The organism is Boseongicola sp. (genome assembly GCA_014075275.1).
GTDB lineage: Bacteria > Pseudomonadota > Alphaproteobacteria > Rhodobacterales > Rhodobacteraceae.
The window spans coordinates 313104-340038 of record CP046179.1 but is presented as its reverse complement, the minus strand read 5'-3'; the positions used below and the strand labels follow the sequence as shown (position 1 = coordinate 340038).

The window sequence follows — 26935 nt, the reverse complement described above, 5'->3', positions numbered from 1 at the left end:
CCGTTCAGCTTAGGCGTCGATTACGTCAACGCGCGGGCGAGAAACAAAAGTTGCGTTAACAAGTGCATCAGCGGCCGGGCGCGGACGGTCAAAAAGATATCCTTGACCAAGGACACAGCCTAAATCGCGCAACCGATCTCTCTGCTCTTGTCGTTCGATTCCTTCGACGACGACATCGAGATCGAGACTGCGCGCGAGATCTAAAACAGCATCCAGAATGAACTGGCTTTGGCCGGATGTCTCAATCTCGGCGACTAAAGATTTATCGATCTTTAGCTCGTCAGCATTAATTGCCCGCAGATAGGCAAGGGATGAGTAGCCGGCACCAAAGTCATCAATGGATATCCGGCACCCCAACTCGCGAAGCCCGGAAACCGCTCGACCGACAATCTCCCAGTTCTCAAGTTGGACAGTTTCAGTCACTTCCAATGTCAAAAGCCTGGCAGGAAACTGGTGGCACGATAGCGAGTCTTGCACGAAAGAAAGCTCTTCGGCCTTATCGAAGTGGAGACCTGACAAATTCACGCTTACGGAAAATTCGGTATTGTGTGTTCGGTTCCAATTCGAAACGATCTCGATTGCTCTATCTAGGACGTAGCGATCAATATCTACAATACGACCGGTTTCTTCCGCCACTTGGACAAACTCATTTGGTGGCAGGATCGTTCCGTTGCGGCGCCAACGAACAAGCCCTTCAAATCCCACAGTTTCATCTGTCTTTAAGTTCACTTTTGGTTGCAGGTAAACTTCCATCTCGCCCTGCAAGATTGCACCTGGAATCTCTTTGATCAGCTGCCGCCGCTCTTTGAAAACACGCTCCAGATCAGCATCATACAAAGTATAACGACCCCGACCGTTGGATTTCGAAGCATAAAGCGCAAAGTCGGTTATTCGCAAAAGGTCATCGTATTGCGGGTTTTTCGTAGTTGAAATCTGGGAGGTCGTGGCAAGCCCAACGCTTATTCCCGGTACGATACGTTCGTCCGAATAGTTTATAGATCGCGCACAGTCCGCCACCAGACTTGCACAAAATCTTTTGAGAAGTGCGCCGTCATCGGAGGATAGAAATATAGCGAACTCATCGCCCCCCAATCGCGCGGCAAGACCATGATTGTCCTCAGCCTGAATGCGAAGTCGTCGTCCGGTAATTTTTAGCACCTCGTCACCAAAAAGGTGCCCATGCCGATCATTTATCTCTTTGAAGCCATCTAGGTCGATTAAGATCATCCCGCCCTGTACACCTGGTTTTAGATGGTCAACGACATGATCGCGGAACTTGACCCGATTGGCCAAACCGGTGACTGGATTGTGAAATGCGAGATGGTCGGCGCGACGGGCAACCTTGTCACGTTCTTTGCGCCCAAAAATCTCTCCCCGAAACAGTTTCAGAGTGATGCCGCCGCCGACGGTGATCACCGCTAGAAAGGCATAAGTTGCATTGGTGAGAATGGCGACTTTCCGCGTTTGCCAGGCAAGAAGACGTTCTTCCATACGAGCGGTTGCATCCAGATATCCGAATACACGCCTGTGGGCTCGGTCGAGTAAGAACAAGAATTCGGGGCTTTGAAATACTGTCGCGGGTTCTTTGGAAACGAGAGCGACCGCACTCCAATCGACAAGCTCAGTAACTGCCATTATGGCATTAGCAGCTTGTGCCTGCGCACTGCCGCCAGCCGCCAATTCCGGATGAACATCATCTATTACTTTCAATGAGTTGAGGTAAGTTTCCATATATTGCGCCCGGTCTCGCAGTTCTTCCACCGCATTTGCGATATCGGTGCGCGCTTCATCAACCCGGCTGCCATATTTTAGCTTCAGGTGAACAACCGAGGAAAGGTTCACGAGTTCGCTCAGAGCCGCATGGCTGCGCGAGGTTTGGTGCTGTGACAGTTCTTTTTGGGTAGACAGAATTACGGCTGTCGAATTGCGAAACCAAAGTCCCGAAAGAATTGTCGCGCCGCAAAGTATGAGCATTGCCAGGAGAAATCCGGCCCGTGTTGCGAGTGAATCAACCGGTAACTTCAATCCATCGTGCGCGGTCATGCCGAACGCGCCCGTCGAGATATCCGAAGAAGATACGAAATGTGTTCAAAAAATAGGGATCGCGACGTAGACAAAAACAACAACAAGACGTCCTTTACGCCATCTGGAACTATCCGGTGACGATAAGCGCGATAATGCTAATGACTCATTTCTTACTCATTCATTAGAACGTTGAATTTTATGTGCTTTTCGGTTGAAATCGTGGCGACGCCTGTCGATTGGTCGAACGATAACTCGACTAATCCGATTTCAGAAATGACTTTTAGGTTCGTCCGGGCGTCCAGCGGCCAACGCAAGAAGTGCCGCCAGGGAGCACATGGTCACCGGGAATATTGAGAAGAACCCGATGCCAAATGCAACATACAACCCAATCGCAGCAACGCCCAATGCGATCCCACCCCATAAGGCGCGATACTTGGCCATGGCGGCGCCTGCAATGGCAAGCACCGGTGCCAAAACACTAACGCCGCGTATGATGTCCACGTTTTCGGGCATCTCAGCAAGATCTGGCCACTCTCCAAAGCGATAGAGTGCCTCGGTATAGCCGAAACTTACCATGCCCAAAATCAGGGCCAGTATTCCGCCTATCAATCCCAAGACCATTGCTGCTGTGCGCATTTATTACTCCTGAACCGACCAGAACTTATGATCGCGATTAGCCTTCGCCAAGATGTCTGCTTTCAATTTGCGGACTCCATCCCAGCGTCAGCGCCTTATCACTATGCACAATAGGCCGTTTCATTAAGGTTGGATGGGCCAACAAAAGATCAATTGGGGCGTGATTGCGCTGCGACTCAGTCAATGACCGCCACGTGGTTGACCGTGTATTTACAAGCTTTTCGCCAAATTCAGAGATAAAGCGCTCTAGTGCGGCTTTGTCCAGCGGATCGGCCCGCACATCCCGGAATGTTACATTCAAACCTTTGGACTCGAGTGCTTTTTTTGCTTTCCGACATGTGTCGCAGCTTGGCAAACCATACAAAATCGCCATCAAACGTGATCTCCGAAAAAGTGAATTTCCTTGTTTTTCGCTAAAAAACCGCCAGCTTCAAGTGTGCAACAGACGTTCTTGCGTTTGGCTTATTACATCGAACGCTTCAGAGCACTCTGCGGCAACACTAGCCCGCTGGCGACGGCGGAGACGATGGAAGGAAGACCAATGCCAACTGGCACTGTGAAGTGGTTCAATACAACCAAAGGCTATGGTTTCATTGCACCTGATGATGGCGGGAAAGACATTTTTGTCCATATTTCCCAGGTCGAGAAGTCCGGTTTGACCGGTTTGACGGAAGACCAGAAAATCGCCTTTGAAATGGTCGAAGGCATGGACGGGCGCACGATGGCGGGTGACCTCAAGGCGCTTTAAATCAAAGGCTCGCTTCGGTTGCGGCGGTTTCAGAACTAACGCGGTCGAGACGGGGCACGGGCGACAAGGCTGACGCGGGCGCAGTGCCGCAGCGCAAGTAGACTTTGTCGCCATCATCTACAGTAACCCACTGATTTTCCTCGCCGTTACCGGTGAGCGCCGTGATGGTATAGTTGCCCTTTGGCACGCGGATCAACAGCGGTTGGCCGAAGCGGCAGGTGCCTATTGTTCGGTTGTCCAGGAGGAGGGCTGGGGCGGTGGCGACTGTGGTGATCAGACCGGCCTCGGCGGGGCGGTAGATGTGAATTTCATTAGTGGGAACAGGGCCTTGGCCAATTATCAGCGGTTCGGGATCGGGCGCGGCGGGGCCGATTTGAACGGCGGCGGCGCAACCGGACAAAATCAGGGTAAGGGCAAGTAAACGCATGATTTTTACCCTATCAGCCTTAGATTTCCGCGCAAGGGGCAGGCCTGTCTGTATCACGTCGGTGGACCCGAACGGTCGGGTAAGTATCCGTTTACGCCTGCCCAGCGCCATCATCGTCAAGGAACACCGCCAGCCAGATCGTCGTCTGGTCCGGATCCGTCCAAGTAACCCGATGCCGGACATGAGGGGCAAGATAAAGATGGTCGCCGGAGCCGAGGACACGCTCGGCCTTTTCGCCGTCGATCAGCAACCGCGCGGCCCCTTGTACCACCATCACCCATTCGCCTTGATCCTGATCATACCATTCGCCTTCGGGCGTCACCTGCCCGCGCGAAACGATGCGTTCGATGCGCACACCGGGGCGCCATAGAAGGTCGGTAAACTCTTCTTCAGCCAGATCGACGGGAAGAGCGGCAAAGAGGTTTTGGGCGGGGGCGGTCATAGCACCCGACCTTAATCGAAAAGCTGTGGCCGGGTGAACCCCGCCCTACCGGTGGGGATCGCGTTTGTTATGCGTGGACTGCAAGCGCTGGCGCAGCTTCGACGCAGCACCTTTGAGTGCCGCCGGAATGTCGGCGGCATCGGCGTGGGCGGACATGGGGGCAAGTCCGCGCGGACGTGCCTCGATGGTGCAGCGGATGTGATCGGGGCCGCGTTTGTTTGCATTCTGGTCCTGCAGATGCACCTCGATCCGGGTCAGCCAGTCGGACATATGGCCGAGATCATTGGTGACGGCGTTGCGGGCAACTTCGCCGACGCGTTCGTCGCCGTGGATGGTGTTATCGGTGCTGACTTGGATATCCATTTCGTGCAGCCTTCTTCTGGTTGTCTTTATCAGAGGTAAGCATGGCAGAGTGGGGAGTGATGGCATTGAGGTGGGTCAAGTTTGGGGAATATTTAATGGGGCAACGAGATACCGGGCCGCCGGACGCCTTGCAATTTCAGAACGCGTTTCGACAATTGCCAAACAACACTTCGGACCCGTCTTCGTGCTTGGATTGGCGGACCCATAGAGTTTCAGCGGACTCTGGGGTGAATATGATCAGGTGTGTTTGACCTGAGTGTTCCCACTTCAACATCCCCAATTCAGAATCTATCCGCGCGTTTCTTCGAGTGGGATCTTCACCAAAATCAACCGTTGCCCATCGTCCGGTGCCCGGGGAATAGCCCATCAACACGTTGATGCTTTCTTCGATCACCTGGCACTCGCCGGAATGAGCACAGGTCTGGTCGAAATTACAAATGAATGTTTCTGACCCAACGACAAAAGTCTGACTTGCTGCGGCCAACAAGCCAGCAATGCTTAAATTCATTCCCACGCCCCCGTGATGTGTTTGTTCAATATACTCATGAGACTAGGGCTTTTGGAAGGATGTCAATGGAAGGCGGGATTGCTCGCCGGTTCGTGAGAATTGCGGCACAGTGTTGCGAAGGGCGATCACGAGGTCGGTAAAGCGCCTGACAATTGGTTGTGGCGTGACCGGTTAGGTATCGAACACCCCTCTTCCGCGCGGCAGGTTTTGGCATAGTGGCGGGCGGCGTGCATGAATGCGTTGCGGTTTTTGGGATCGAGGCGGGTCCAACCGATGATGTATTTGTTGCCGGCGGTGCGGTTTGTCATGGTGAGGCCCCCTTTGCGGTTTTGGTGTGGTGGTAGGGGAGGATACAGGAGTTTGGGTGGGTCTTGGAGGTTGGGCGCAACGCGCGGGATTAACGTTGCCACCCGTCCCGGGCTTGATCCGGGACCTCATCGGCGGTCGAGGCCCCGGATCAAGCCCGGGGCGTGTGGGGGGTTCAGCGCGGCGGGGACGATTAAGGCGTGGGTTCGTCGATGACCCCGCCGATTGGCCGTATTCGTCGTATCACCGGGATAGCGAATGGTTGCGGGCGTAGGGCGGGGTTTCACCCCGCCGTTTTTGGTGTTGATGTGGGAGTGGTGGGGTGGAACCCCACCCTACGGTTTGCCACGGCTCGCTCAAGAATTTTGCATTGACATACATCAAATATTCATCATGATTGCATCAAGTCGCACAAGACGACATTTGAGGCAGATTTCATACAGGCAATTAGGCTGTCAGTGTGAGAACATGAGCAGAGCGCGATCTTTCTGGATCGCTAAGTGGGACGGAAATGGAATTACTTTTCGCGATAGCGGAGCTGGACTGAAATGAACTGTAACCAAAACTACCGACACGTCCAAATGAGCGCAAACACCATTTCCTTGTGGAGCTTTGCTCCACTTATTTGCGCTCTTGGGCGTTTGGGGTTTTGGATATGGAAAAGGAACCGAATTTAGGCAAAGATTTTCCACTTGAATTGAGGATAATCGAAGCTCGCACTAGGTGGCTTTCTGAGGCGACAAGATCTTGGATTGCATTGGCAGTGACCGTGGGGTCAGTGACAGCAATGACAGCCGCAGCAGCTTTAGCTCTAATTCACGGAGAATATGGCTATCTTTCAACTGTATGGTCGCTTGTTGCCATGCCAATTGGCGCGGTGCTGGGACACTACTTCGGCAGGTCAAATCAAGATGAAGAAGTCGACAACTAGGGTTCAACTCGAATTGCCACCAAACTCGATGGAGCGCTTGGGCAAACTGAAAGAGATCTCCGAGGCAGCTTCGTACGCTGAAGTAGTTAAATCAGCACTGCGGCTCTACGAAGGTTTATTATTCGAGATGAAAAGTGGAAGTGAATTTGAGATCGTCAAGAAAGACGGTGAACGCAAATTACTTCGAATGTTCCTTTGAACGCCGTCCAAAACAATTGTGGGCGCAATACATTCTTGGAAGTATCGTATCTCGAACTCGAGAAATCAGTTGGGGTGGTAAACCTCGCGGAATTTCACCCTCCAATAACCCCCATAAACTCCCGCCATTCCCCCTTCGACATACCGGAGGTCTCTTGCGTCACGTCCTCGCCTTGTAGCATCCGGCGGACACAATCTAAAGCTTTGCCGGACAGGGTGGCTCCTCCCATGCGGTAGTCCTCGAACGCTCCATAGGCGAAGGGCACCCAGTCTTTGACCAGTTTGCACATCTCTTCCGCGTAGACGCGGATTTCGTATTGGGCGTGGGCGTCGGCGCGCAGACGCAGGAAGTGGAAGAGGTTGTGCAGGTCAACTTTCCAATACCATTGGGTGTAGACGTTGGCGGGCAGGTTCATGCGGGCAAGTTCGCGGGCAAGGCCATCCTGACCATCCTGGCTGAGCATTTCTTCGTAGTGGTCGTAGCTGCGCATGGCGTCGGATTTCAGGATTTCCAGCACGCGTTCGGCTTCGGCGCCTTGCAGAATGTCGCCGCGGCCCTGGTTGTTGACCTTGGACTGGGCGTTCAGGGCGTCGGGTTCGGGGATGTAGAATTCGCGGTCCAGGATCGAGTAGCGGGCCGAGTATTCGTTGACGTTGGCGGTGCGGTGGCGGATCCACTGGCGGGCGACGAAGACAGGCAGTTTGACGTGGAATTTAACCTCGCACATCTCGAACGGGGTCGAGTGCCAGTGGCGCATGAGGTAGCGGATGAGGCCTTCGTCGTTGGAGACGGCTTTGGTGCCTTTGCCGTAAGAGACGCGGGCGGCCTGGGTGATGGCGTTGTCGTCGCCCATGTAGTCGATGACGCGGATGAGGCCGTGATCGAGGACGGGGTAAGCGGTGTAGAGGTGCTTTTCCATGCCAAGGGCGACGGCGCGGAGCGTTGGCTGAGGCGCGCTTCTGAGTTCGTCGATTTCGGCCTGTTGTTCCGGTGTGAGCATGGGGTTTCCCTCGTCTTGGCATGAGTCGCTTGGGCACTCTATCTATGTGCGGCGGCAGGGTGAACCACAATATGCGGCGTTTGCGTTGCGAAAGAGGCGCATTGTGCCTAGGGTGGATGCAAATTGATTAACGGGCGTTGACATATTCGCCATGTCTGGCAGGATTTGGCCAAAATCAGATAGAGGGCAGTTATAGGCATGAAACTTCATTTAGCAGTGACAACAGCGTTTTTGGCGCTTGCCGCGTGTGGCGGACAAGGCATTGCCGACTTGGGCGATGGGGGCGGTGACGGCGGCGGCGATCCCAGCGATACCTGTGAAGGTGCATTTGTCTGTAGCGGCGATATCACCGCAGTTAATCTGGACGGTGCGGTGCTGGAAATCACCGGGCTGCCGTTTGACGAGACTGTTCTTGCCGGCACATACACACTAGCGGGCGCGGTCAACGGTTTTGCTCTTTACATTAGCGACGATCCGTCAGCTGCGGCATTGCTATACAACGCCTACTACGAGACCAGCGCGGACGGCAGCGTGACAGTTGGACAAGCCGCTGTGATGGAAGGGTATCGCAGCTTTGGATACGAGGGCACATTCCTTCGCCTGAACGATCCGGCGAACTTGCCGGTTGCAGAGCTGGCAACTTACTCGGGTCAATATGCGGGCATTGTCCTGTTAAACGGTAGTTCAGATACCTACAACTCGCAGGGTGCCATCTCGTTCAATGTCGACTTCACTGATGGCGTCATCAATGGCTCGACCACAGGCCGAGACATCATCACCCTTACTTCCGCGACGCAGGAACTGGACCTGATCTTTGACGATACCGATATCGTCAATGGCGCCTTTACGGGGAACGCCCTCAGCATTGATGCAATGGGCGACGAATTCCATTCCGGAACCTACAGCGGTGTTTTCGGCGGAACTGACGCCGAAACCGTCGGTGGACATTTCATTATCACGGCTGACGAGTTCGACGGAGATACCGAAGTCGGATCCAAGGAAACCGGTACATTTATCGCAACGAAAGACTGAGAATGTCCAAATATTCTTGCGGCCCATTCCGGGCTGGCTTGAACAACAGTTTGAAGGCCGCATTTGCGGCCTTCTTTCTCTTTATTGGAACCGGTACTCCTGTTCCGCTGGCGGCGCAGGAAGTCGCGCAGCCTTCGCGGGTTCAGATGTCACCTGCACAGGCACGGGGTTTGGCACGACAGGCGCTGGCTGGCGGAAATGCGGAGATGGCCGATGCCATTTCCAAGGCACTGATCGAGCGCAATCCTTCGGATGCGGAAGCTCATTTGATCCAGGCCCTCGTGGCACGGGGAAGAGGCGATCTTAGAGCATCGCGGGATGCTTCGGCTCGTGCATATCAGCTTGCCTAAAATCCGAACCTCAAATTTGACGCAGCCATGTTGGCAGCGGACGTCCACACCCGACAAGAGCAATACACGCGCGCGCAGATTTGGTTGCGTCGGGCGGATCAGGTCGGCGGCGACGACCCCCAGCGGAAGCAAATTGTAGCACGGGCGTTTCAGCAGGTTGCACGGCGTAATCCTCTGTCGCTTCAATTGAGCTTAACCGTTCGACCTTCCAACAACGTGAACAATGGCGCCGAAACCGCCGAGATCGAGATCGGCGGATTGCCTTTTGTTCTGGATCCGTCAGGTGTGGAACTGGGTGGGTATGAGGCTTCGACGGGCGTTTCTTTAAGCTATCGACTGTCGGAGACAGAGAAGCACCGGACCAGCCTGGTTGGAGAAGTGTTTTACAGAAGAATCTGGCTGGGTGATGATGCCAAACTGGAAGCGCCCGGCGTGGCATCATCTGATTTCAACTACGGCGTATTGATAACTGGCGTTCGCCACCAAAGGCTGATTTGGCCGGAGTTGGGACCAAGTCAAGCAACCGGACTGATCGGACAAAGCTGGTATGGCGACAAAGGACTGGCGCGATGGGTTGAACTACAGTTTTCACAGAGCGTGCGCCAAGAGGAAGGCCGTGGGTTGCGTTTTGGCGCGACGGCGCGTTCGGAAAAGCGGTTGGATAACGATATCAATTCGTCGCACAGCCTTGGATTTTCGGCCGATGCAACACGGGCGACTGAGAATGGTGGAAACTATTCTTTTGGCATTGCCGTCAAAAATGTCTGGTCTGACTCGGCGACGTCCGATCATTTTTCGACCCAGCTGCGGGCAAGTCGCAGGTTTGATGATGTATGGGGCATTCAACCCACGGTTCGAGGATCGATCGAGCAGCGCCTTTACACCGAGTTTACATCAGTGGTGCTGGGTCGCGACGATCTGAGCGTCAATGTTGGAGTCGATTTGGTCTGGCCTGAGGTGAGCTATTATGGATTCTCACCACGCTTGTCGGTTGATTATCGGCGCACCAATTCAAATGTTGGTATCTATGACCGGAATTCATTTTCAGCTGGTTTGACGGCCGTCTCGCGATTTTGAACTGATTCATTGCCGATTGTTGGCGAGATCACCTCGTCAATTGGTGCCGTTGGTCTTATCCTTGGGCAAAATCCGCGCGCCGAAGGGCGGATGCTTAACCGATCGGAGAGACTAATGGGCATCGAGTATTTACACACTATGGTCCGGGTGAAAGACTTGGACGTCTCAATCAAATTTTTTCAGCTTTTGGGGTTGGAAGAGACAAAGCGAACCAGCAGCGAAGGTGGGCGTTTTACCTTGGTGTTCATGGCACCTCCGGGTCAAGCGAATGCGGCGGTAGAGTTGACTTATAACTGGGATGGCGACGACGGGTTGCCATCGGACAGCCGTCATTTTGGTCATCTGGCATACCGTGTGGACGATATTTACGCTTTGTGTCAGCACCTTATGGATAATGGGGTGGAGATTAACCGGCCTCCGCGTGATGGGCACATGGCTTTTGTGAGATCGCCGGACAACATATCGATCGAGCTGATACAGCGTGGCGATGATCTGCCGAAACAAGAGCCCTGGGCCAGCATGGAAAGCGTCGGGCACTGGTGAGGCGTCGTGCCTTGCCTTGGATGACGACACTGCAAGCCATTGTGGCGAGTGCGGCCGTTGCTGCATCAATGGCCGCTGCCGGAGGTGCGCAGGCGGCGTGCCGATTGGCGTTATCATTGGCATTGGACGTTTCGGGGTCGGTGGATGCCGAAGAGTATCAGCTGCAGCTACATGGAGTCGCTGACGCTCTGACAAACAGCGACGTTCAGGCGGCCTTGCTGGCGATCCCGGAGTTGCCGGTTGCGATGTCGGTGTTTGAGTGGTCTTCGGCGTCTTATCAGCAAGTTCTGGTGGACTGGCGGCTTATTGAGAGCGCGGATGATATTGCTGCGGTCAGTCAGGTGTTGAAGTCACGGAGCCGGTCGCGGGCGCCAAATATCACCGGCCTGGGGGCTGCAATGGTCTTTGGAGCCGAGATGATGGGTCGCGCGCCACAGTGCTGGAAGCAGACGCTGGATGTATCGGCCGACGGCATGAATAACGATTGGCCCGCGCCGAAACATGTGATGCAAGACGGTAGCCTTGGGTCGATGGATATCAACGCGTTGGTGATTGTGCGGCGGGCGAACAACTCGACGGACTACTCCGAGGTCGATATTCTTGAGATGACATCATATTTTGAGGCGAACGTCATTAGGGGGCCCGATGCGTTCATTGAGGTGGCCAGAGGATATCAGGACTACACTACAGCAATGGCACGCAAGTTATTGCGCGAGCTGGCGACGCGGCCAGTTAGCACGTTGCCATCGCCCAGATCGACATTGGTAGAGGTCCGGCCAGCCGCCTATGTGGCCAGCCAATAGCTGCCAGAACAGCACTTAGTAAATGTAGCGGATTTGATGGCTCCAGAACCTTTCGATCCGTCCCAACGCATCGTTTATCTGGTTGATCTTGCCTGCGCCAATATCGCTGTCACCCGCCAATGACTCAGCCTGGTTCGTGAACAGGTCATCGACGACTTTGCGCACGTGGCGGCCCTTGTCAGTCAGTCGCACCCGCACAGAACGGCGGTCGATTTCGCAGCGCTGGTGGTGCATGAAGCCCATGTCGACCAGCTTTTTAAGGTTATATGACACGTTCGATCCCTGATAATAACCGCGCGATTTCAGTTCACCGGCGGTAACTTCGTGATCCCCGATATTGAAAAGCAAGAGAGCCTGAACGGCGTTTATCTCGAGAATACCCAGGCGTTCAAATTCATCCTTGATGACATCCAGTAGCAGCCGGTGGAGACGTTCCACCATGCCAAGGCTTTCCAGATAATCGCGTTTGAAAACTGCGCCCACTTCTGGATCTGAAACCTGTTGATACATTGACATTGATGAAACCCCTGGATCAAAAACTGCTCGCTCGGGGTCAGAATTCGTCGAAAATTCCGAACATTACGTTAAAGCATTTCAGATTCAGCGAAAACTTTGCCGATCAACTGGACAGCGCGTATGTGCGAATGGTCCCGACCAGAACGGAAAATTGCGCGGGCGGCTCAATCTGGCCGCTGACCCACTGATACAAATCCTGATCATTCTCGTCCAAGAGCGTTTCGTAATGGTCCAGCGTTTCATCGCTGAGATCACCGGAACTCGCATCAAAAAACGGCCCCAGAATCATATCCATTTCTTTGGTCCCGCGACGCCAGGACCGCATCTTCAGACGACGCAGACGCACATCGCGGGCTTCGGTCATGCTGCGTGATCGGTCATGGCGGACTTGAGGCGCTTTTCCAGCACGCCCATGCGATCAGCGGCCTTAGTCATCTGCGAGCGCAACAAGCGGAATTCGCTCATCAGATCGTCAAGATCTGCTTGTGGCTCATCGGCGCCGGGCGCAGCCAATCCATCACCCTCGCCGATCAACAGCCAAGGAATGGAAACATTCAGAACACCTGAAAGCATTTGAAGGCGGTTCGCACGCGGTTCGCGCACATCGTTTTCCCAACCTTCCACCGAATCTGCGGACACACCCAGTTTCTTGGCCAAATCCGACTGCGAAAGCCCGAGACTTTCGCGCGCTGCGGCCAAACGGTCGCCAAATGTTGAGGATTCGTTCGAATACCAGTTGAATTCGGCAAGATCGTTCATTTCACCGGTCCTAGATGCTTGCGAGTACGATAACGGGTTTCTATGACGTTCTTACAACTAGGTCTTGCCGGGGACGACCATGCCTTTTCTATCTGCGACACTGGACCGCGTGAAACCTTCGCCAACAATCGCCGTTTCGACGCTGGCGGATGAGCTTCGGGCCGCCGGGCGCGATGTCATTGGGTTGGGCGCCGGTGAACCGGACTTTCCGACACCGGAACACATTCGCGAAGCCGGAAAACGGGCCATAGACGATGGGAAAACGCGCTATACGGCTGTTGATGGTATTCCCGAACTGAAGGCTGCGATTGTCGAGAAATTCCGTCGTGAAAACGGGCTTGAGTATACCCCGGCGGAAATCTCGGTGGGGACCGGCGGCAAGCAGGTGCTTTATAATGCTCTGATGGCGACGCTGAACCCTGGCGACGAGGTGATCATTCCCGCACCGTATTGGGTCAGCTATCCCGACATGGTCAAATTGGCCGGTGGCGAGCCAGTTATTGTTGCCGCTTCGCTGGAATCCGGGTTTCGGATCACGCCCGAACAGCTTGAGGCGGCGATTACGCCCAAAACAAAGTGGCTGATTTTCAACTCTCCATCCAATCCCACGGGTGCGGGGTATAGCCCGGACGAACTGCGCGCGCTTATGGCGGTTGTTGAGAGATATCCGAATGTTTGGGTTCTGACGGATGATATGTACGAGCACATCGCCTTTCCGGGCTTTGAGTTTAGCACGCCTGCACAGGTTTGCCCCTCTTTGAAGGATCGGACGCTTACCCTGAATGGTGTGTCGAAGGCTTATGCGATGACCGGGTGGAGAATTGGGTATGCCGGTGGTCCAAGCCATCTGATTGCCGCGATGCGAAAAATACAATCGCAGTCTACTTCAAATCCGTCGGCGATCAGTCAATGGGCCGCGGTTGAAGCCCTATCAGGTCCGCAAGATTTTATTGTCGACAATGTCAAAATATTTCGGCGACGACGCGACCTTGTCGTTGCCGGGTTGAATGCTGCGAAGGGCATCAGTTGCCCAGAGCCACAGGGGGCGTTCTATGTTTATCCGTCCATTGCGGGTTGCATCGGGAAAACCAGCGCTGGTGGCGCTCTGATAGAGTCCGATGAGGCCTTCAGCACCGCTTTGTTGGAGGAAACTGGAGTTGCGGTTGTCTTTGGTGCGGCCTTTGGACTGTCGCCTGCATTTCGGGTGAGCTATGCGACGTCGGATGCGCAGTTAACCGAGGCCTGCGCGCGCATTCAGGCATTTTGTGCCGGTCTGTCATGAACGACGGTTTGCCCGAATACTACTTCCGCATTCGGGAGAACGGCCCAATTGTTTTTCGGGTTGATACCGAGAACCGGCACAGACGGATCGAGATGGACCAGATCGCTGTTGTGAATGTCAAGAACGGTGATGTGAAGCCGCATGGGGATCGCACACTGAGCGACGCCGATCGTGCCGAGATTGATGGTTGGTTGGCGCGGCGGCGCGAGACATTGAAATCGCGTGAGATTGAGGACATTCTGCGCACGGTGGACCGTTTGAATTTGACGGCGGCTTGGGCGCAGCAAAAGGCGATGCCAGAGGAACTGGAGGCGGTGACCGACGAATTATTGTTGGCTATGCATGATTTGCGCGCGGTGCTGGTTCGCAAAAAGGCGGATCGTTTGAAGAAAGGCTAGCCCGTTTAGGTCAAGCCGGCGACCATTTTTCGACTTTTCCGACCACGCCATCCCAGGCATTGGGTGCTAGTGACCGACCGAGTATCCGATCCGGGTTCGTTGGCGGGGGCATTTCGATCCCACTTAACTGCTTGAAGCCAAAGCGCCCGTAGTAAGGTGCGTCGCCGACAAGCAATACTCGATCCCAACGTGTTGCGCGATCCAGGCTTTCTTCAACCAAAAGTGCGCCCAGACCTTCACCTTGACGTGTCGGGTGGACGGCGATGGGGCCTAGCAGAAGTGTCGGCGCCTGTCCGATGCGCACCGGCCAATAGCGGATGGCTCCGGCCAGAATGTCAGCCTCATCCCGCGCCACGAGGCTGAGGCCAGCCACGGGCGGCACATCATCGCGCAAACGGTACGACGACAGCGCCTCGCGCCCGGGCGCAAAGCATTGGTCGTAGAGCGCTTCGACCTCCCACCAGTCCTGCGGCGTTTCAGGTGCCAGCCGATACATCTTTGCCTGTCGTCGTTTTGATGCCTTGTGGACTTGGCCGTAGCACGGCACTACCCAAGGCACAAACCAGCAACGATGATTTGAGGCTTTTGATGTTCTATCGCCCCGAAAACGGCCACGGCCTGAAGCACAACCCCTTCAATGCCATTGTGACACCCCGGCCCATCGGTTGGATATCAACGCGCGGATCGGATGGGTCGGAGAACCTTGCACCTTATTCGTTCTTCAATGCCGTTGCTTACGTGCCACCACAGGTGATGTTTGCGTCAACCAGCGCCAAGCCGGACCGGGACGGGACCAAGGACAGTGTGTCGAACATTCGTGAGACCGGCGTGTTCTGCGTGAACGTCGTCGAATATGCGATGCGCGAGGCAATGAGCGAAACCTCTGGGGCCTGGGGCCGCGAGATTGATGAGTTTGAACTGGCGGGAATTGAGCGCGCCGAATGCGATACGATTGCCTGTTCGCGCGTGGTGAGGTCTCCGGCATCGCTGGAGTGTAAGTTGAGCCAGATTGTGACGCTGGAGGGCGAAGCGAATTTTCTGGTGCTAGGCGAAGTGACCGGTGTGCATTTGCGGGATGATTGCGTCTCGGACGGGATATTCGATGTGTTGTCTTATCAGCCGCTGACCCGGTTGGGATATCGCGATTACAGCCGGATTACTGAGGTGTTCAGCCTGAAGCGACCGGGCGAGTAACGCTGGTTTCCCTGACTGCGTCAGGGAACCGCCGGGGGCCAGCCCCCGGACCCTCGGAGTAATTTTGCCAGAAAGAAAGAGCTAGCGGCGGCCTTCTCGGAGCCATGCCGTAATTGCCAGAAGCGAAGCCAGTAAGAGCAGCGCCCAGGCGGGAAGGAGCGGTGAGACGCTGACGTCTGCCGTGATGTAGGCGCCGCGCGGGGTGATGCCGATCCAACCACGACCAGCAGCCACGCGCCCTGGCCGCACGGTGCGGATGTCTGGTACACCGTCTTCGATCCGGCGGAGGCCACCGCGCGTTGCTTCGACGGGTGGCGTCAGGGCAGTGGCGCTGGCAATGGTCTCTTCGAACTCGCGCGGGGCAGAGGGGCCGAGTGCGATAACAGCTTCTTCTTCGCCTTCTTTCAGCCGATAGAGCCCCATTTCGGGGCCTTCGAATGTTGCTGTGAAGCGGCCCGGGCTTTCGGGGTCCAGAGATAGCAAGGTCTGGGTGCCATCGGGAGCCGTGATCTGCACTTCGCCTACAGCCTCGCCCAAAGTGCGGCGGGTGATGGTCATGGTCTGGCCCTCGGCGCTGACCAGAAGCGCCTCTTCTTCGAGGTCCGGTTCTTTCATCATCCAATGGGCGAGACGGCGCAGCAGCTCTAATTGCGGGCCTCCGCCATCAAATCCGCGCGACCAGAGCCAGGCATGATCAGAGGCCAGAAGTGCTACGCGGCCTTCGCCAACGCGATCCAAAACCAGCAAAGGTCGGTCTTCCGGCCCGGACATCACCGACTGGCCTCGTTCCGGGAAGACATCAATCAAGCGCATCCAGCGGCCCCAGGGTCGATCCTCGCTGTCAGGATCAGGTTCGAATCCTTCGGTCACCGGATGGCGGTGGCCGATGTCAGTCACGGCGGGGCGGAAAGGCTCTTCCAGCACGCGGCCTGTGGGTGCGGCGGGCAGGATATCGGACAGCGGCGAGCGATAGATGCTGTCAGCCGAAGCGAAATCCGGGCCAGCGGCGATTAGAAGCGCGCCGCCATCTTCGACATAACGGCGTACGTTGTCGAGGTAGATCGACGGTAGAATACCCCGGCGCTTGTAGCGGTCGAAGATGATCAGATCAAACTCGTCAACTTTGTCCAGAAACAGCTCACGCGTGGGAAACGCGATGAGACTGAGCTCATTGACAGGTACGCCGTCTTGTTTTTCCGGCGGACGCAGGATGGTGAAATGCACCAGGTCGACCGAGGCATCTGACTTCAAAAGGTTGCGCCAAGTGCGTTCGCCGGCGTGGGGTTCGCCCGAGACCAGAAGCACACGCAAGCGGTCACGAACGCCGTTGATCTGGACGACCGCAGAGTTGTTGCGCGTTGTCAATTCGCCGGGCTGTTCAGGCAGGGTGAACTGAATAACGTTAGTGCCCCCGTGTTGAAGAGTGACCGGAAGTTCGAGATCTTCGCCGATGGGAACAGGGAAACGTTGTGGTTCGTTGCCGTCTATTGCGATTTCGATCTCGGCGCGCTCTGCAAGGGATTGCGGCGCGCGGCCCTGATCTTCAATCCTGAGCGAAAGTGTCACAGGTTCGTCCAAAATGGCGAAGGCTGGGGCGTTGGTGATTATGAGGCGGCGATCCCAGTCCCGCTCATTTCCGGTCAGGAGGACATGTAAGGGCGCTGGCAAATCCGGCGCACGGTCGATGTCGTGCAGCTGACCATCAGTAAGGAGAATTGCTCCTGCTAACCGGGCGCGCGGTTCTTCGGCCATGGCTTTTGCCAAAGTCTGCATAAGAAGCGTGCCTTGATTGTCTTCGCTGTCCGAAAGCCGGATTATGCGAAGGTCAGTATTCTCAAGACCGGCAATCTCGGCTTCGACCTTGGCCGTGGCTTCGGCGATTTGCTCCGGGCGGTCAGCGATGCCCTGACTGGCGCTTTCGTCAACGACAAGGATCACGATGTCCGTCAGATCTTCGCGGTTTTCAACCTGAAGCGAGGGGTTGGCAGTGGCCAGAAGAAGCACGGCAAAGGCAAGGCCGCGCAACCACCATGCGGGCAGTCCGCGCCAGAGCGCCAGGGCGACGAAAACCGCGCCCAGCAGGACACCGGCCCAGAGCGAAGCCCATGGCAGAAGCGGATCAAATATGATGCTGCCGGTGTCCATGGATCAGGTTTCCCCGTTCGGTGCTGAGAGATTGCCTGCGTTCATTGGCCGAGCCTGTCGAGAAGGGCAGGCACGTGAACCTGATCGGATTTATAATTGCCGGTGAGAACGTGCATGATCAGGTTGATGCCGAAACGGTAAGCAATCTCGCGGTGGCGTTCGCCTGCGAAGCCCCGGCCCACAGGGAACATGGGTACATTGTTGGCGTCCATTGCCCAGGCTGCGGCCCAGTCGTTACCGCCGATGATCACGGGCGTGACATTGTCGTTAAGATTTCTGAACGGCATCCCTTCGGCCTGTTCGGCGTCGGCGGGTGCGGCCTCGACCCAGACATCGCGGCCTGCGTGGCGGCCCGGGAAGTCCTGCAACAGATAGAATGTCCGCGTCAGGACATGATCTGACGGGATCGGTTCCAGCGGTGGGATGTCCAGCGGCAGGGCGAGGTCTTGCAGTTTCTGGCCGTTCGGGCTGCCGCCACCGAAACGGGCAGTGTCACTGTCGCGGGTGTCGAACAGGATCATACCGCCGGTGCGCAGATAGCGGTTCAGCTTTTCATAGGCGGTGCCGCTGGGGCGTGGCTGGTCCGGGGTCACGGCCCAGTAGAGGAACGGATAGACCGCCAGTTCGTCGGTTTCGAGGTTCACGGCGGTGGGGTTTGCAGGCTCGATTGAAGTGCGGCGGAACAGCATCCGCGAAAGGCCGCTCAGCCCTGCTTCAGAGGCCTGATCGATGCGGGAATTGCCGGTGATGATGTAGGCCAGCGTGACTTCAGAAGCGGCAGCCAGCGCCTTTGCAAGGTCGTCATCGCTGGTCTGGGCTTGGGCATGGTGCGGCAAGGCGATCAGCGTTGCCAAAAGCAACCCGGCGGTTTGCGCGCGCGGGCCTATCAGGCGGCCAGACAACCAAAGCGAGGCGATGATATCAGCCATCAGCGCCAGCATTGCCAGAGTGAGGACAAGTCCTTTTAGCGGCATATCGCGGATAAATCCCAACCCCTCGACCGGGACTTCTGCGGGCCATGTTGTGGCGGCCAACGTCGTGTCCGGGGTGATAACGTTGCGGGCGATGCGACGGTCTTCGCCGGAATAAAGACCGGGTTGCAGATCGGCACTGAGGGGGGCTTCGGCCAGGTCTTCTCCCGCCACACCGGGCAGATTGCCCGCATCTTCGATAAGGCCGCCCGCCGTCAGGATGCGGTTCGGGGTCCAGGTGGTGCCGGTCAGATCCTCGGCAGTGATCTGGCTGGGGCGGGCCGAGATCGACAGGCGTTCCAGCATCTGCACGAAAAGGCCCGACAGCGGCAGGGTCGACCATTCGGCGTTGGCGGTGACGTGGAACAGCACAATTTGCCCCGCATCCATGCGTTTGCGGGTGACCAGCGGTGTGCCGTCGGCCAACGTGGCGATGGTGCGTTCGGACAGAGTCGGGTCGGGTTGCGCCATGACCTGCGCCGAGACGCGGACGTCTTGTGGCACGGCCAGCCCGAAGAACGGGCTGTCGGGACCAAAGGCGCGGAGTTCCTTCGGTTCGCCCCAGGACATCGCGCCGCCAACGCTGCGGCCACCGGCGCGCAGACGAACGGGCATCAGCGTATCTTCGGCCTCGCGCCCGATATCCGAAGCGGCCAAGCGGGGGCCAGCGAACCGCAACAAAATGCCACCGTCGCGCACCCAGTCTTCCAGCAGGTCGGGCTCATTGCCCGCAAGGGAGGCGATATCGGCCAAAACGATTACGTCGGGGTTGGCCAGCACCAGATCAGGGATTGCACCGGATATCAGCTCGGCGTTGGGGATCAGCGCCTGTTCGAGGTAGTGCGTTGGTGACAACAGTTGCAGGCCTTCACGTTCGTCACGGGCCGACAGGATCGCCACCTCGCGACGGCGCAGTGCATCATCCGTCAGCGTCACAGCGCCTGCCGAGCGCCGCCCGTCAATCTCGAACCGGGTAATCCGATTTCGCAATTCGGGCGGTAGCGAGAGTTCGCCTTCAGCAGCGGCGGCGTCGAGAAAGAAGGTCAGGGGCAAGCTCGCCAGTTGTCGTTCAATCCCGGTCGGGTCCAGACCAAAGGCAGACACATCAATTCCAGCGGCGTCGCCGACCCGACTGCGGACCGCCTCGATCACGATGGAGCCGTCTTCAAATCGGGCTGGCTTAAGCCCGAAAACTGATCGAGATGCTTCGAACACCGAAACCGCGCCCTTTTCTTGCAGCACATCCAGAAGCGGCGCGCGCCAGTCCCAATCCAAGCCATCCGACAGCCATAGAGTGTCAAAACCGCCCTCCAGCGCGGCGGACCATCCCGCAACTTCTTCCGCATTCGGAGACCATGCTTTGGGTTCCAACCCCAGCAGATCAGCGACCAGAGCATCACCGGTGCGGAAGACCAGTTCACCCGGTGGCAGGTCCGTCAGCACAGCCAAAGCCACTTCGCGCCCGGCCTGCGCGGCTTCGTTCAGCGCGGCCCCGGCCCGATCCATGCGCGCCGACCAGTCAGATGCGTCAGCCCAGGTTCCGTCGATCAGAACCAGCAATGGCCCGCTACCTACTTGCTCGGCCTTTGGGTTCAGAACCGGTCCCGCAAATCCAATGATCGCCGCGGCGATGGCCAGTGTCCGTATCAGTAACAGCCACCAAGGCGTGCGGTCGGTTTGGGTTTCGTCGTCGGTCAGGCCCAGCAGCAGTGCGACGCCGGGAAAACGTCGCCGGATCGGCGCTGGCGGCACCGCGCGCAGCAATAACCACAGGATCGGCAACAGGACGAGGCCTAGCAAGAGCCAGGGCGCCGTGAACCCTATGGGACCAATGGACCACATCAGCAGTCAACATTCCTAAATTGGCGCGATCCGCGAAAATCTTGGCGTGATATGCGAGCGTTTTTGGTCAATGCACCCGCTCCAACGCCCCAAACAGCCACAACAAGGCCCCGGCTGCGGGGCGATCTGTGTGGTGACAGTGATATTGCCAGCCGGTCGCACGGACCAATGCCTGCAAGCGATCTTTACGCTCGGCCAAGCGCTCAAGATAGCGATCCCTGAGGTCGCTGGCTTTCAACGTCTCATGCGCCATGCTGCCACCGATGCTTTCGAAGATTGTGCGGCCATCGAAGGGAAACGCTTCTTCTTCCGGGTCCAACACCTGCACCAATGCGCCATCTATACCCCGGTCCGCTGCCTTGGTCAGCGCGGCTTCAACCGCATCAATGTCGCCCAGAAAATCCGACAGGAACACCGACCGCGACCGTGCTGGCACGCCGCGCAATTCAGGCGGTTGATACTCGCTGGCGTCCGAGGCATCGCCCAGATAGCCGGTCAACCGCATCAGTTGGATCTGGCCCGTGCGGGGCGGCAATCCGGTATTGGACAATCCAACCCGTTCACCGCCGCGGACCAACAAAACCGCCAGCGCCAACGCCAACTGCCGCGCAACGTCCGCCTTTGTCGCCAACCCCTTGGCCGAGGCAAATTCCATTGACTGCCCGGTATCCAGCCACAACATCACCGATTGCGCCGCCTGCCATTCCTTTTCGCGCACGAACAACCCGTCGGACCGGGCCGAACGCCGCCAATCCACCATGCGCGCCTCGTCCCCGGACACACTTGGGCGATACTGCCAAAACTGATCACCCTGCCCCGCGCGCCGCCGCCCATGTTCGCCGGACATTACCGACGTCGCCAGATGCTCGGCTGCCGCCAAAAGGGGTGGAAGCGGACCAGCAAGGGTCTCGGCCTGTTGCCTTAGGGTGGCAGGTGCTCTCACGCGGCGGCCTCTGCTTGGGTGACCACAGCGACGGTTTGATCAATCACCTCTCGCAGCTCCATGCCTCGCGCCCGCGCCGCGAACGTCAAGGCCATGCGGTGCGTCAAGACGGGAACCGCCATTGCGGTGACGTCTTCGGGAGACGGAGCCAAACGGCCCGACAACAACGCCCGCGCCCGCACCGTCAGCATTAGCGCCTGTGCGGCGCGTGGGCCCGGACCCCAACCGACGTTGTCGCGCACCAGATCAGACGCGCCTTCGCTTTCGGGGCGACAGGCACGGACCAGGTCCAGAATCAATTCAACAATCCCCTCGCCCACCGGCATCCGACGCACCAGTTCCTGTGCGGCAATCAGTTCTGCTCCGGTAAAGACCTGGGTTGATGTCGCCTCGGTCGCGCCGGTGGTTGCTATCAAAATCTCATGTTCGGTATCGCGATCCGGGTAAGGCACATCGATCTGCACCAGGAAGCGGTCGAGTTGCGCCTCGGGCAAGGGATAAGTTCCCTCCTGTTCAATCGGGTTTTGGGTCGCCAGAACGTGAAACGGTACCGGCAGATCGCGGCTTTCGCCCGCTACGGTCACTGATTTCTCCTGCATGGCCTGCAACAACGCCGATTGCGTGCGCGGGCTGGCGCGGTTGACCTCATCGGCCATCAAAAGCTGACAGAACACAGGCCCCTGAATGAATTTGAACGCACGGGCGCCATCCGTCCCGGTTTCAAGCACTTCTGATCCCAGAATATCGGCTGGCATAAGATCGGGTGTGAACTGAACCCGCTTGCCATCCAGCCCCAGCACCGTCGACAGCGTGTCTACAAGCCGAGTCTTTCCAAGCCCCGGCAAACCCACCAGCAATCCATGCCCGCCACACAGGATCGCCGACAAAACCAGATCGACGACCTGCTCTTGTCCGATGAACCGTTTGGTGATGCTGGCCTTGGCCGCGCTCAGCTTTTCGCCCAGCGCTTCGATTTCGCCGACAAGATCGGGGGTCTCGGACATAGTATTCGCCTCCAAAAGTCTTATGGTTGCAGTAGACCTAAACTTAGGCCCATGCACAAATGACAAAAGACGATATGGCACAAAACATTGTGAAACCCAGTGCAGAAGGCATCGCGGCCAGCGCACGGGCGGCCTCAAAGCGCGGATTGCCGCCGGTTCACCTGTGGAATCCCCGCGATTGCGGCGATCTGGACATGCGGATTGCCCGCGACGGCACATGGTTTTATCTGGGCACCCCCATCGGACGACCCGAATTGGTGCGTCTGTTTTCGACGATTCTGCGCAAAGACGGCGATCGCTATGTGCTGGTCACCCCGGTTGAAAAGGTCGGTATTCAGGTCGATGACGCGCCCTTTGTTGCGGTGGATTTCACTCCGATGGGCGAGGGTGATGAACAGACTTTGGAGTTTGAGACGAACCTTGGCGATACCGCTGTTGCTGGTCCCGATCATCCAATCCGCGTCGAGCGCGACCCGGAAACCGGCGAACCATCCCCTTATGTTCATATTCGCGCCGATCTTGAGGCGCTAATTGACCGCAAAAGCTTTTACCGGCTTGTAGATATCGGGGCGCATACCGACCACAACGGCGCTAGTTGGTTTGGTCTGTGGTCGGAAGGTGTGTTCTTTCCAATAATTCCGAGCGAAGAGCTTGGTTAGTTTATATGGGAATTCACGCCGCCGAGCGGATGCGTTCATCCGCTTCATTGAAGTAAAAAGCGTTGGCAGCATCGTAACCCAAGCTGATTTTCGCACCCACTTCTGTTGGGTCCTGTCCAAATAGCCGTACAGTCAGCCGCTCGCCGCTATCGGTGTCGACCAGAAGGTTGGTGTCTCCGCCAAGTCTTTCAACGTGCATGACTTCGCCCGAGATCGGACCAGTTTCGCTGAGACTTAGGTGTTCGGGACGAATGCCGAGCGATTGGCCAGCTTCGAGGCCCTTAACCGAAGTTGTAAGAAAGTTCATGGATGGTGACCCCAGGAAACCGGCGACGAAGCGATTGGCTGGGTTGTTATAAAGCTCCATCGGTGAGCCGACTTGTTCGACGCGACCGTCACGAAGGACAACGATTTTGTCTGCAAGTGTCATGGCTTCGATCTAATCGTGAGTGACGTAGATCATTGATGCGGAAAGAGTGCGATGGAGAGCTGCGATTTCGACGCGAGTATTCATTCTGAGCGCGGCGTCGAGATTCGACAGTGGCTCGTCGAACAGAAACAGCTTTGGATCGCGAACAATTGCGCGCCCGATTGCAACGCGCTGTCGCTGGCCGCCGCTGAGTTCGGCAGGGCGGCGCGCGATGTAGTCGTCGAGGTCGAGCATATTGCTGGCTTTCGCCACACGCTCTTCAACAACGGTTTTGGGTTGGCCTTCCTGTTTGAGGCCAAGGCCCATGTTGTCCTTGACCGTCAGGTGCGGATAGAGCGCGTATGACTGGAAAACCATAGCGATGCCGCGCTTGGCGGGGGGCACCGTGTTGACCACGGATTCGTCGATCATGACTGTTCCCGAGGTCGCATCTTCGAGGCCAGCGATGACACGCAGAAGGGTTGATTTCCCGCAACCAGAGGGGCCAACGAACACGACGAATTCGCCGTCTTCGACTGTCAGGTTAATATCTTTCAAGACGTGAACGGGCCCGAAAGACTTGTTCACATTTTCAAGTTTCAGGGCGGTCATGCGCCTTCTCCTAAGTATATAGATTTGCCGGTGCGAATGCTTTCGTCTGCTGCTAGGCAGATGCTTAGAGATTGCACCGCATCGTTCATGTGTCGACTGAGATCGGTGTCATTTTGAATAGCGTCGACGATCCACGCCTGTTCGGCATCACAAAGTTCCTGATGCCCGGGTTCATTTGGCAGGTTGATCAGAGTGTCGTTTCCGGGGCGGTGGACCAGAAGACCGCCGACTTTGGTATGCCCATCAACGTCGTCGGAGGCGCCTTTATCGGCATCAGTGATTGAAACCGAGCCGTTGGGGCTGACAACGTCTTTTACGAAGAATGCGGTTTCGGACATCATCGGACCCCAGCCCGCTTCGTACCACCCAACAGACCCATCATCGAAGGTGACCTGGAACTGACCGTAATTATACATGTCTTCGGCAATCTCGTCGGATAGCCTTAGCCCCATTCCGTTCACGCGCACCGGCTGAGCATCGGTGATTTGGCACATGACATCGACGTAGTGGACACCGCAATCCACAAGCGGCGACGTTGTTTGCATCAGGGCTTTGTGGGTTTCCCAAGTGTCGCCATCAGACTGCTGATTGAGGTTCAGGCGGAAAACATAGGGGCCGCCGAGGTCGCGTGCTTCTGAGATCAGGCGCGTCCAACTTGGATGGTGACGCAGGATGTATCCGATCCCAAGTTTACGGTTTAGTCGGCGCGCAGTTTCCACGACCCGCATGGCGTCTGCAACGTTTCCTGCAAGTGGTTTCTCTACGAAGACATGTGCACCGGCTTCCATCGCTGCGACGGCGTAGTCGGCATGGGTGTCGGTGTAGGTAGCAACCACCACCAGATCAGGTGTGGTTTCTGACAACGCCGCATTGAAATCCTGTAAGTAAGGATAACCGGACAGTTCATCAGGCAGATCGACTTTGGAACGATTGACCAGTCCGACAATTTCAACGCCATCCAGTTTGTGGTGCGCCAATGCGTGGCTTTGCCCCATATTGCCAAGGCCAGCGATAAGGACCCTCATTTGACTGCTCCTGACGTGATGCCACGGATGAGCTGACGCGAGAAAATAGCGTAGAGGATCATTACTGGCAGGATCGCCATGGATAGTGCTGACAGAACTGCATTCCAGTCGGTCACAAACTGTCCGATGAACACCTGAGAGCCAAGAGTCAGCGTTTTGGTTTCTTCGGCCGGTGCCAGGATAAGAGGGAACCAAAGGTCGTTCCAGATCGGGATCATGTTGAAGACGGCAACTGTCGCCATAGCAGGACGCACAAGTGGCAGGACCAGACGGAAGAAGATTTTGTATTCGGAAAGACCATCTATTCGTCCTGCGTTTTTGAGATCATCCGAGACCCCGCGCATGAACTCGGACAGGATGAACACTGCAAGCGGCAAGCCTTGGGCCGTGTAAACCAAAATGAGCGCCAGAAGTGTATTTACCAACCCGGTTGCTACCATCATTTCCAGGATCGCAACGGTGCCAATGCGGATCGGGATCATGATGCCAAGCGCCAAGTATAGCCCCATTAATGTGTTGAAACGGAAGCGATACTCGGCCAGCGCGAATGCCGCCATTGAGCCGAACAGAAGGATCAGGAAAAGCGAAACAACGGTAACGATCATCGAGTTTTGGAAGTAGAGAAAGAAGTCGCCTTGCTTCAGGACAGTTTCGTAACCGATCATGCTGAAGCTGTCGGCATTGGGTAGCGCCAGAGGCTCGCGGAAGATGGCTTTGCGTGCCTTGAAGCTGTTGATCAGGATCACAAAAACCGGGAAAAGTGCAATGACTGTATAGGTCAGCAACACTCCGTGAGCGGCGATTGTCGTTCCGAGGGATTGGCGTGTTTTTGTCATGTCCCTGCCCCTCTCAGAACTGATATGAGCGCAAGCGGCGCTGGATGCCAAAGAGGTAGATACAGACACCTACCAAAATGATGCCGAACATGGCGGATGCAATGGCAGACCCCATGTGTGGATCGCCCAGCTGCAGCTGAAAGCCAAAGAAGGTGCGATACATGAAAGTGCCCAGAATATCGGTTGAGAAATCTGGCCCCGCGAGCGCGCCCTGAGCGGCGTAGATCAAGTCGAAGGCGTTGAAGTTACCAACGAATGTCAGGATCGAGATGATGCCTATCGATGGCAGGATCAGCGGCAGCTTAATCTTCCAGAAGGCAGACATTCCGGTCACGCCGTCACATTCGCCCGCTTCGAGAATTTCGTCAGGAATGGAAAGCAGAGCCGCATAAATCAGCATCATCGGGATGCCGACGTATTGCCAGACAGAAACAAGCGCGAGGGTTGTAAGCGCGTATTCTTCTTTGCCTAACCATGGGGCGTAAAGGAACTTCAGACCCACGGCATCCAGCATATCCGGGGCTATGCCCCAGATGGGTGACAGGATCAGTTTCCAGGCAAAGCCGACAATGACGAAACTGAGGATAGTCGGCACGAAGATCGCCGAGCGGTAAAGTGAAGAAAATCGGAGTTTTGGGCTGGACAGAATTGCCGCCAACACAACGCCTATGGGGTTTTGCACCAGCATGTGGATGACGAAAAACCAGGTGTTGTTGCCCAAAGCGTTCCAGAACTGCTCTGACCAGAAGACATCGCCAAAAAGCGTGCGAAAATTCTGGAGACCAACATGCACACGTTCATGATCGATTTCCGAATAGAACGACAGCCGAAGTGTGTTGAACAGCGGGTAAATCATCACCGCCGTGTAGACGAGCACCGCAGGCGCCAGGAACACAGCAATGTGCCACCGCCTGGGATTGGCGTTACCTGATTGCTCGGCCATCACATTG

At 56.5% G+C, this 26935-nt stretch carries 32 protein-coding genes and 1 pseudogene; 12 read left to right on the top strand and 21 right to left on the bottom strand.

Features of this window, described 5'->3' with window-relative positions; translation table 11 throughout:
• Window positions 1-9 precede the first annotated feature (9 nt).
• The 3 genes from GKR98_01820 to GKR98_01810 form a co-directional block, all read right to left on the bottom strand.
• Window positions 10-2043, bottom strand: coding sequence for an EAL domain-containing protein (locus GKR98_01820; GenBank protein QMU57046.1), 2034 nt, complete (start codon window positions 2041-2043; stop codon window positions 10-12).
• A gap of 249 nt (window positions 2044-2292) precedes the next feature.
• Window positions 2293-2661, bottom strand: a complete 369-nt coding sequence (locus GKR98_01815) for a hypothetical protein (protein QMU57045.1) — start codon at window positions 2659-2661, stop codon at window positions 2293-2295.
• Window positions 2662-2698: 37 nt separating this feature from the next.
• Window positions 2699-3034, bottom strand: coding sequence for a hypothetical protein (locus GKR98_01810; protein QMU59936.1), 336 nt, complete (start codon window positions 3032-3034; stop codon window positions 2699-2701).
• A 168-nt stretch (window positions 3035-3202) separates the two neighbouring features.
• Here GKR98_01810 and GKR98_01805 point away from each other — a divergent pair, with 168 nt between their 5' ends.
• Window positions 3203-3409, top strand: a complete 207-nt coding sequence (locus GKR98_01805; GenBank protein QMU59935.1) for a cold-shock protein — start codon at window positions 3203-3205, stop codon at window positions 3407-3409.
• A 1-nt stretch (window position 3410) separates the two neighbouring features.
• Here GKR98_01805 and GKR98_01800 read toward each other — a convergent pair whose 3' ends face one another.
• From GKR98_01800 to GKR98_01780, 5 genes are all read right to left on the bottom strand, one after another.
• Complete coding sequence (locus GKR98_01800; GenBank protein ID QMU57044.1) at window positions 3411-3836, bottom strand: hypothetical protein; 426 nt, start codon at window positions 3834-3836, stop codon at window positions 3411-3413.
• A gap of 91 nt (window positions 3837-3927) precedes the next feature.
• A complete protein-coding gene (locus GKR98_01795) occupies window positions 3928-4278 on the bottom strand; it encodes a cupin domain-containing protein (GenBank protein ID QMU57043.1) in 351 nt (116 codons plus the stop codon).
• Between the two features lie 45 nt (window positions 4279-4323).
• Window positions 4324-4641: an HPF/RaiA family ribosome-associated protein gene (locus GKR98_01790; GenBank protein ID QMU57042.1), complete on the bottom strand. Its 318-nt coding sequence runs from the start codon at window positions 4639-4641 to the stop codon at window positions 4324-4326.
• 136 nt (window positions 4642-4777) lie between these two features.
• Entirely contained in the window at window positions 4778-5149 is a 372-nt protein-coding gene (locus GKR98_01785) for a hypothetical protein (protein QMU57041.1), read from the bottom strand.
• 125 nt (window positions 5150-5274) lie between these two features.
• Entirely contained in the window at window positions 5275-5457 is a 183-nt protein-coding gene (locus GKR98_01780; protein ID QMU57040.1) for a hypothetical protein, read from the bottom strand.
• A 653-nt stretch (window positions 5458-6110) separates the two neighbouring features.
• On the opposite strand from GKR98_01780, the gene GKR98_01775 reads away from it, so the two are divergent.
• Both GKR98_01775 and GKR98_01770 read left to right on the top strand, forming a co-directional pair.
• Window positions 6111-6386 carry a hypothetical protein gene (locus GKR98_01775; GenBank protein QMU57039.1) on the top strand — a complete coding sequence of 92 codons (276 nt, stop codon included), beginning with the start codon at window positions 6111-6113 and terminating at the stop codon, window positions 6384-6386.
• Window positions 6367-6585 (top strand): hypothetical protein, encoded by a 219-nt coding sequence (locus GKR98_01770; protein ID QMU57038.1) that lies wholly within the window; start codon window positions 6367-6369, stop codon window positions 6583-6585. Before GKR98_01775 ends, GKR98_01770 begins: the two co-directional genes overlap by 20 nt.
• Window positions 6586-6679: 94 nt before the next feature.
• Here the strand turns inward: GKR98_01770 and GKR98_01765 are convergent, their stop codons facing one another.
• Window positions 6680-7585, bottom strand: coding sequence for an FAD-dependent thymidylate synthase (locus GKR98_01765; protein ID QMU57037.1), 906 nt, complete (start codon window positions 7583-7585; stop codon window positions 6680-6682).
• Window positions 7586-7783: 198 nt separating this feature from the next.
• On the opposite strand from GKR98_01765, the gene GKR98_01760 reads away from it, so the two are divergent.
• From GKR98_01760 to GKR98_01740, 5 genes are all read left to right on the top strand, one after another.
• On the top strand, window positions 7784-8617 hold the full coding sequence (locus GKR98_01760; protein QMU57036.1) for a hypothetical protein: 834 nt from the start codon (window positions 7784-7786) through the stop codon (window positions 8615-8617).
• A 2-nt stretch (window positions 8618-8619) separates the two neighbouring features.
• Complete coding sequence (locus tag GKR98_01755; GenBank protein ID QMU57035.1) at window positions 8620-8967, top strand: hypothetical protein; 348 nt, start codon at window positions 8620-8622, stop codon at window positions 8965-8967.
• A gap of 27 nt (window positions 8968-8994) precedes the next feature.
• Window positions 8995-10044 carry a DUF560 domain-containing protein gene (locus GKR98_01750; protein ID QMU57034.1) on the top strand — a complete coding sequence of 350 codons (1050 nt, stop codon included), beginning with the start codon at window positions 8995-8997 and terminating at the stop codon, window positions 10042-10044.
• 114 nt (window positions 10045-10158) lie between these two features.
• Window positions 10159-10587 carry a lactoylglutathione lyase gene (locus GKR98_01745; GenBank protein ID QMU59934.1) on the top strand — a complete coding sequence of 143 codons (429 nt, stop codon included), beginning with the start codon at window positions 10159-10161 and terminating at the stop codon, window positions 10585-10587.
• The gene (locus GKR98_01740) at window positions 10584-11390 is read left to right on the top strand and encodes a DUF1194 domain-containing protein (protein QMU57033.1); all 807 of its coding nucleotides are present in this window, start codon (window positions 10584-10586) and stop codon (window positions 11388-11390) included. The genes GKR98_01745 and GKR98_01740 overlap by 4 nt, the downstream gene beginning before the upstream one ends.
• A gap of 15 nt (window positions 11391-11405) precedes the next feature.
• Here GKR98_01740 and GKR98_01735 read toward each other — a convergent pair whose 3' ends face one another.
• From GKR98_01735 to GKR98_01725, 3 genes are all read right to left on the bottom strand, one after another.
• Window positions 11406-11906 (bottom strand): winged helix DNA-binding protein, encoded by a 501-nt coding sequence (locus tag GKR98_01735; GenBank protein QMU57032.1) that lies wholly within the window; start codon window positions 11904-11906, stop codon window positions 11406-11408.
• A 103-nt stretch (window positions 11907-12009) separates the two neighbouring features.
• The gene (locus GKR98_01730; GenBank protein QMU57031.1) at window positions 12010-12270 is read right to left on the bottom strand and encodes a succinate dehydrogenase assembly factor 2; all 261 of its coding nucleotides are present in this window, start codon (window positions 12268-12270) and stop codon (window positions 12010-12012) included.
• Complete coding sequence (locus GKR98_01725; protein QMU57030.1) at window positions 12267-12665, bottom strand: helix-turn-helix domain-containing protein; 399 nt, start codon at window positions 12663-12665, stop codon at window positions 12267-12269. The genes GKR98_01730 and GKR98_01725 overlap by 4 nt, the downstream gene beginning before the upstream one ends.
• A 79-nt stretch (window positions 12666-12744) precedes the next feature.
• On the opposite strand from GKR98_01725, the gene GKR98_01720 reads away from it, so the two are divergent.
• Complete coding sequence (locus GKR98_01720; GenBank protein QMU57029.1) at window positions 12745-13947, top strand: aminotransferase class I/II-fold pyridoxal phosphate-dependent enzyme; 1203 nt, start codon at window positions 12745-12747, stop codon at window positions 13945-13947.
• Window positions 13944-14345: a hypothetical protein gene (locus tag GKR98_01715; protein ID QMU57028.1), complete on the top strand. Its 402-nt coding sequence runs from the start codon at window positions 13944-13946 to the stop codon at window positions 14343-14345. The genes GKR98_01720 and GKR98_01715 overlap by 4 nt, the downstream gene beginning before the upstream one ends.
• 10 nt (window positions 14346-14355) lie before the next feature.
• On the opposite strand, the gene GKR98_01710 is transcribed toward GKR98_01715, so the two are convergent.
• Window positions 14356-14841: a GNAT family N-acetyltransferase gene (locus GKR98_01710; GenBank protein QMU57027.1), complete on the bottom strand. Its 486-nt coding sequence runs from the start codon at window positions 14839-14841 to the stop codon at window positions 14356-14358.
• Window positions 14842-14933: 92 nt separating this feature from the next.
• Between GKR98_01710 and GKR98_01705 the strand changes: the two genes are divergently transcribed.
• Window positions 14934-15539 carry a flavin reductase family protein gene (locus GKR98_01705; GenBank protein QMU57026.1) on the top strand — a complete coding sequence of 202 codons (606 nt, stop codon included), beginning with the start codon at window positions 14934-14936 and terminating at the stop codon, window positions 15537-15539.
• An 81-nt stretch (window positions 15540-15620) separates the two neighbouring features.
• On the opposite strand, the gene GKR98_01700 is transcribed toward GKR98_01705, so the two are convergent.
• The 4 genes from GKR98_01700 to GKR98_01685 all read right to left on the bottom strand — a co-directional run bounded on the left by GKR98_01700 (window position 15621) and on the right by GKR98_01685 (window position 22444).
• Window positions 15621-17684 carry a hypothetical protein gene (locus GKR98_01700; GenBank protein ID QMU57025.1) on the bottom strand — a complete coding sequence of 688 codons (2064 nt, stop codon included), beginning with the start codon at window positions 17682-17684 and terminating at the stop codon, window positions 15621-15623.
• A gap of 41 nt (window positions 17685-17725) precedes the next feature.
• Window positions 17726-20497, bottom strand: coding sequence for a DUF4159 domain-containing protein (locus tag GKR98_01695; GenBank protein ID QMU57024.1), 2772 nt, complete (start codon window positions 20495-20497; stop codon window positions 17726-17728).
• Window positions 20498-20564: 67 nt separating this feature from the next.
• Entirely contained in the window at window positions 20565-21440 is an 876-nt protein-coding gene (locus GKR98_01690) for a DUF58 domain-containing protein (protein ID QMU57023.1), read from the bottom strand.
• Entirely contained in the window at window positions 21437-22444 is a 1008-nt protein-coding gene (locus GKR98_01685) for an AAA domain-containing protein (protein ID QMU57022.1), read from the bottom strand. Before GKR98_01685 ends, GKR98_01690 begins: the two co-directional genes overlap by 4 nt.
• A gap of 59 nt (window positions 22445-22503) precedes the next feature.
• Here GKR98_01685 and GKR98_01680 point away from each other — a divergent pair, with 59 nt between their 5' ends.
• A complete protein-coding gene (locus GKR98_01680) occupies window positions 22504-23103 on the top strand; it encodes a DUF1285 domain-containing protein (GenBank protein ID QMU57021.1) in 600 nt (199 codons plus the stop codon).
• Window positions 23104-23116: 13 nt separating this feature from the next.
• On the opposite strand, the pseudogene GKR98_01675 reads toward GKR98_01680, so the two are convergent.
• The 4 genes and pseudogenes from GKR98_01675 to GKR98_01660 all read right to left on the bottom strand — a co-directional run bounded on the left by GKR98_01675 (window position 23117) and on the right by GKR98_01660 (window position 26928).
• Window positions 23117-24124, bottom strand: a pseudogene (locus tag GKR98_01675) (ATP-binding cassette domain-containing protein).
• A complete protein-coding gene (locus GKR98_01670; protein ID QMU57020.1) occupies window positions 24121-25149 on the bottom strand; it encodes a gfo/Idh/MocA family oxidoreductase in 1029 nt (342 codons plus the stop codon). Before GKR98_01670 ends, GKR98_01675 begins: the two are co-directional and overlap by 4 nt.
• Entirely contained in the window at window positions 25146-25985 is an 840-nt protein-coding gene (locus GKR98_01665) for an ABC transporter permease subunit (GenBank protein QMU57019.1), read from the bottom strand. The genes GKR98_01670 and GKR98_01665 overlap by 4 nt, the downstream gene beginning before the upstream one ends.
• Window positions 25986-25998: 13 nt before the next feature.
• On the bottom strand, window positions 25999-26928 hold the full coding sequence (locus GKR98_01660; GenBank protein ID QMU57018.1) for an ABC transporter permease subunit: 930 nt from the start codon (window positions 26926-26928) through the stop codon (window positions 25999-26001).
• Between the last annotated feature and the right edge of the window lie 7 nt (window positions 26929-26935).

Bases quoted from the DNA above. Each gene is read 5' to 3' on its own strand.
- GKR98_01820 (QMU57046.1), bottom strand. From the start codon at position 2,043: ATGACCGCGCACGATGGATTGAAGTTACCGGTTGATTCACTCGCAACA.
- GKR98_01815 (QMU57045.1), bottom strand. From the start codon at position 2,661: ATGCGCACAGCAGCAATGGTCTTGGGATTGATAGGCGGAATACTGGCC.
- GKR98_01810 (QMU59936.1), bottom strand. From the start codon at position 3,034: ATGGCGATTTTGTATGGTTTGCCAAGCTGCGACACATGTCGGAAAGCA.
- GKR98_01805 (QMU59935.1), top strand. From the start codon at position 3,203: ATGCCAACTGGCACTGTGAAGTGGTTCAATACAACCAAAGGCTATGGT.
- GKR98_01800 (QMU57044.1), bottom strand. From the start codon at position 3,836: ATGCGTTTACTTGCCCTTACCCTGATTTTGTCCGGTTGCGCCGCCGCC.
- GKR98_01795 (QMU57043.1), bottom strand. From the start codon at position 4,278: ATGACCGCCCCCGCCCAAAACCTCTTTGCCGCTCTTCCCGTCGATCTG.
- GKR98_01790 (QMU57042.1), bottom strand. From the start codon at position 4,641: ATGGATATCCAAGTCAGCACCGATAACACCATCCACGGCGACGAACGC.
- GKR98_01785 (QMU57041.1), bottom strand. From the start codon at position 5,149: ATGAATTTAAGCATTGCTGGCTTGTTGGCCGCAGCAAGTCAGACTTTT.
- GKR98_01780 (QMU57040.1), bottom strand. From the start codon at position 5,457: ATGACAAACCGCACCGCCGGCAACAAATACATCATCGGTTGGACCCGC.
- GKR98_01775 (QMU57039.1), top strand. From the start codon at position 6,111: ATGGAAAAGGAACCGAATTTAGGCAAAGATTTTCCACTTGAATTGAGG.
- GKR98_01770 (QMU57038.1), top strand. From the start codon at position 6,367: ATGAAGAAGTCGACAACTAGGGTTCAACTCGAATTGCCACCAAACTCG.
- GKR98_01765 (QMU57037.1), bottom strand. From the start codon at position 7,585: ATGCTCACACCGGAACAACAGGCCGAAATCGACGAACTCAGAAGCGCG.
- GKR98_01760 (QMU57036.1), top strand. From the start codon at position 7,784: ATGAAACTTCATTTAGCAGTGACAACAGCGTTTTTGGCGCTTGCCGCG.
- GKR98_01755 (QMU57035.1), top strand. From the start codon at position 8,620: ATGTCCAAATATTCTTGCGGCCCATTCCGGGCTGGCTTGAACAACAGT.
- GKR98_01750 (QMU57034.1), top strand. From the start codon at position 8,995: ATGTTGGCAGCGGACGTCCACACCCGACAAGAGCAATACACGCGCGCG.
- GKR98_01745 (QMU59934.1), top strand. From the start codon at position 10,159: ATGGGCATCGAGTATTTACACACTATGGTCCGGGTGAAAGACTTGGAC.
- GKR98_01735 (QMU57032.1), bottom strand. From the start codon at position 11,906: ATGTCAATGTATCAACAGGTTTCAGATCCAGAAGTGGGCGCAGTTTTC.
- GKR98_01730 (QMU57031.1), bottom strand. From the start codon at position 12,270: ATGACCGAAGCCCGCGATGTGCGTCTGCGTCGTCTGAAGATGCGGTCC.
- GKR98_01725 (QMU57030.1), bottom strand. From the start codon at position 12,665: ATGAACGATCTTGCCGAATTCAACTGGTATTCGAACGAATCCTCAACA.
- GKR98_01720 (QMU57029.1), top strand. From the start codon at position 12,745: ATGCCTTTTCTATCTGCGACACTGGACCGCGTGAAACCTTCGCCAACA.
- GKR98_01715 (QMU57028.1), top strand. From the start codon at position 13,944: ATGAACGACGGTTTGCCCGAATACTACTTCCGCATTCGGGAGAACGGC.
- GKR98_01710 (QMU57027.1), bottom strand. From the start codon at position 14,841: ATGTATCGGCTGGCACCTGAAACGCCGCAGGACTGGTGGGAGGTCGAA.
- GKR98_01705 (QMU57026.1), top strand. From the start codon at position 14,934: ATGTTCTATCGCCCCGAAAACGGCCACGGCCTGAAGCACAACCCCTTC.
- GKR98_01700 (QMU57025.1), bottom strand. From the start codon at position 17,684: ATGGACACCGGCAGCATCATATTTGATCCGCTTCTGCCATGGGCTTCG.
- GKR98_01695 (QMU57024.1), bottom strand. From the start codon at position 20,497: ATGTGGTCCATTGGTCCCATAGGGTTCACGGCGCCCTGGCTCTTGCTA.
- GKR98_01685 (QMU57022.1), bottom strand. From the start codon at position 22,444: ATGTCCGAGACCCCCGATCTTGTCGGCGAAATCGAAGCGCTGGGCGAA.
- GKR98_01680 (QMU57021.1), top strand. From the start codon at position 22,504: ATGACAAAAGACGATATGGCACAAAACATTGTGAAACCCAGTGCAGAA.
- GKR98_01670 (QMU57020.1), bottom strand. From the start codon at position 25,149: ATGAGGGTCCTTATCGCTGGCCTTGGCAATATGGGGCAAAGCCACGCA.
- GKR98_01665 (QMU57019.1), bottom strand. From the start codon at position 25,985: ATGACAAAAACACGCCAATCCCTCGGAACGACAATCGCCGCTCACGGA.
- GKR98_01660 (QMU57018.1), bottom strand. From the start codon at position 26,928: ATGGCCGAGCAATCAGGTAACGCCAATCCCAGGCGGTGGCACATTGCT.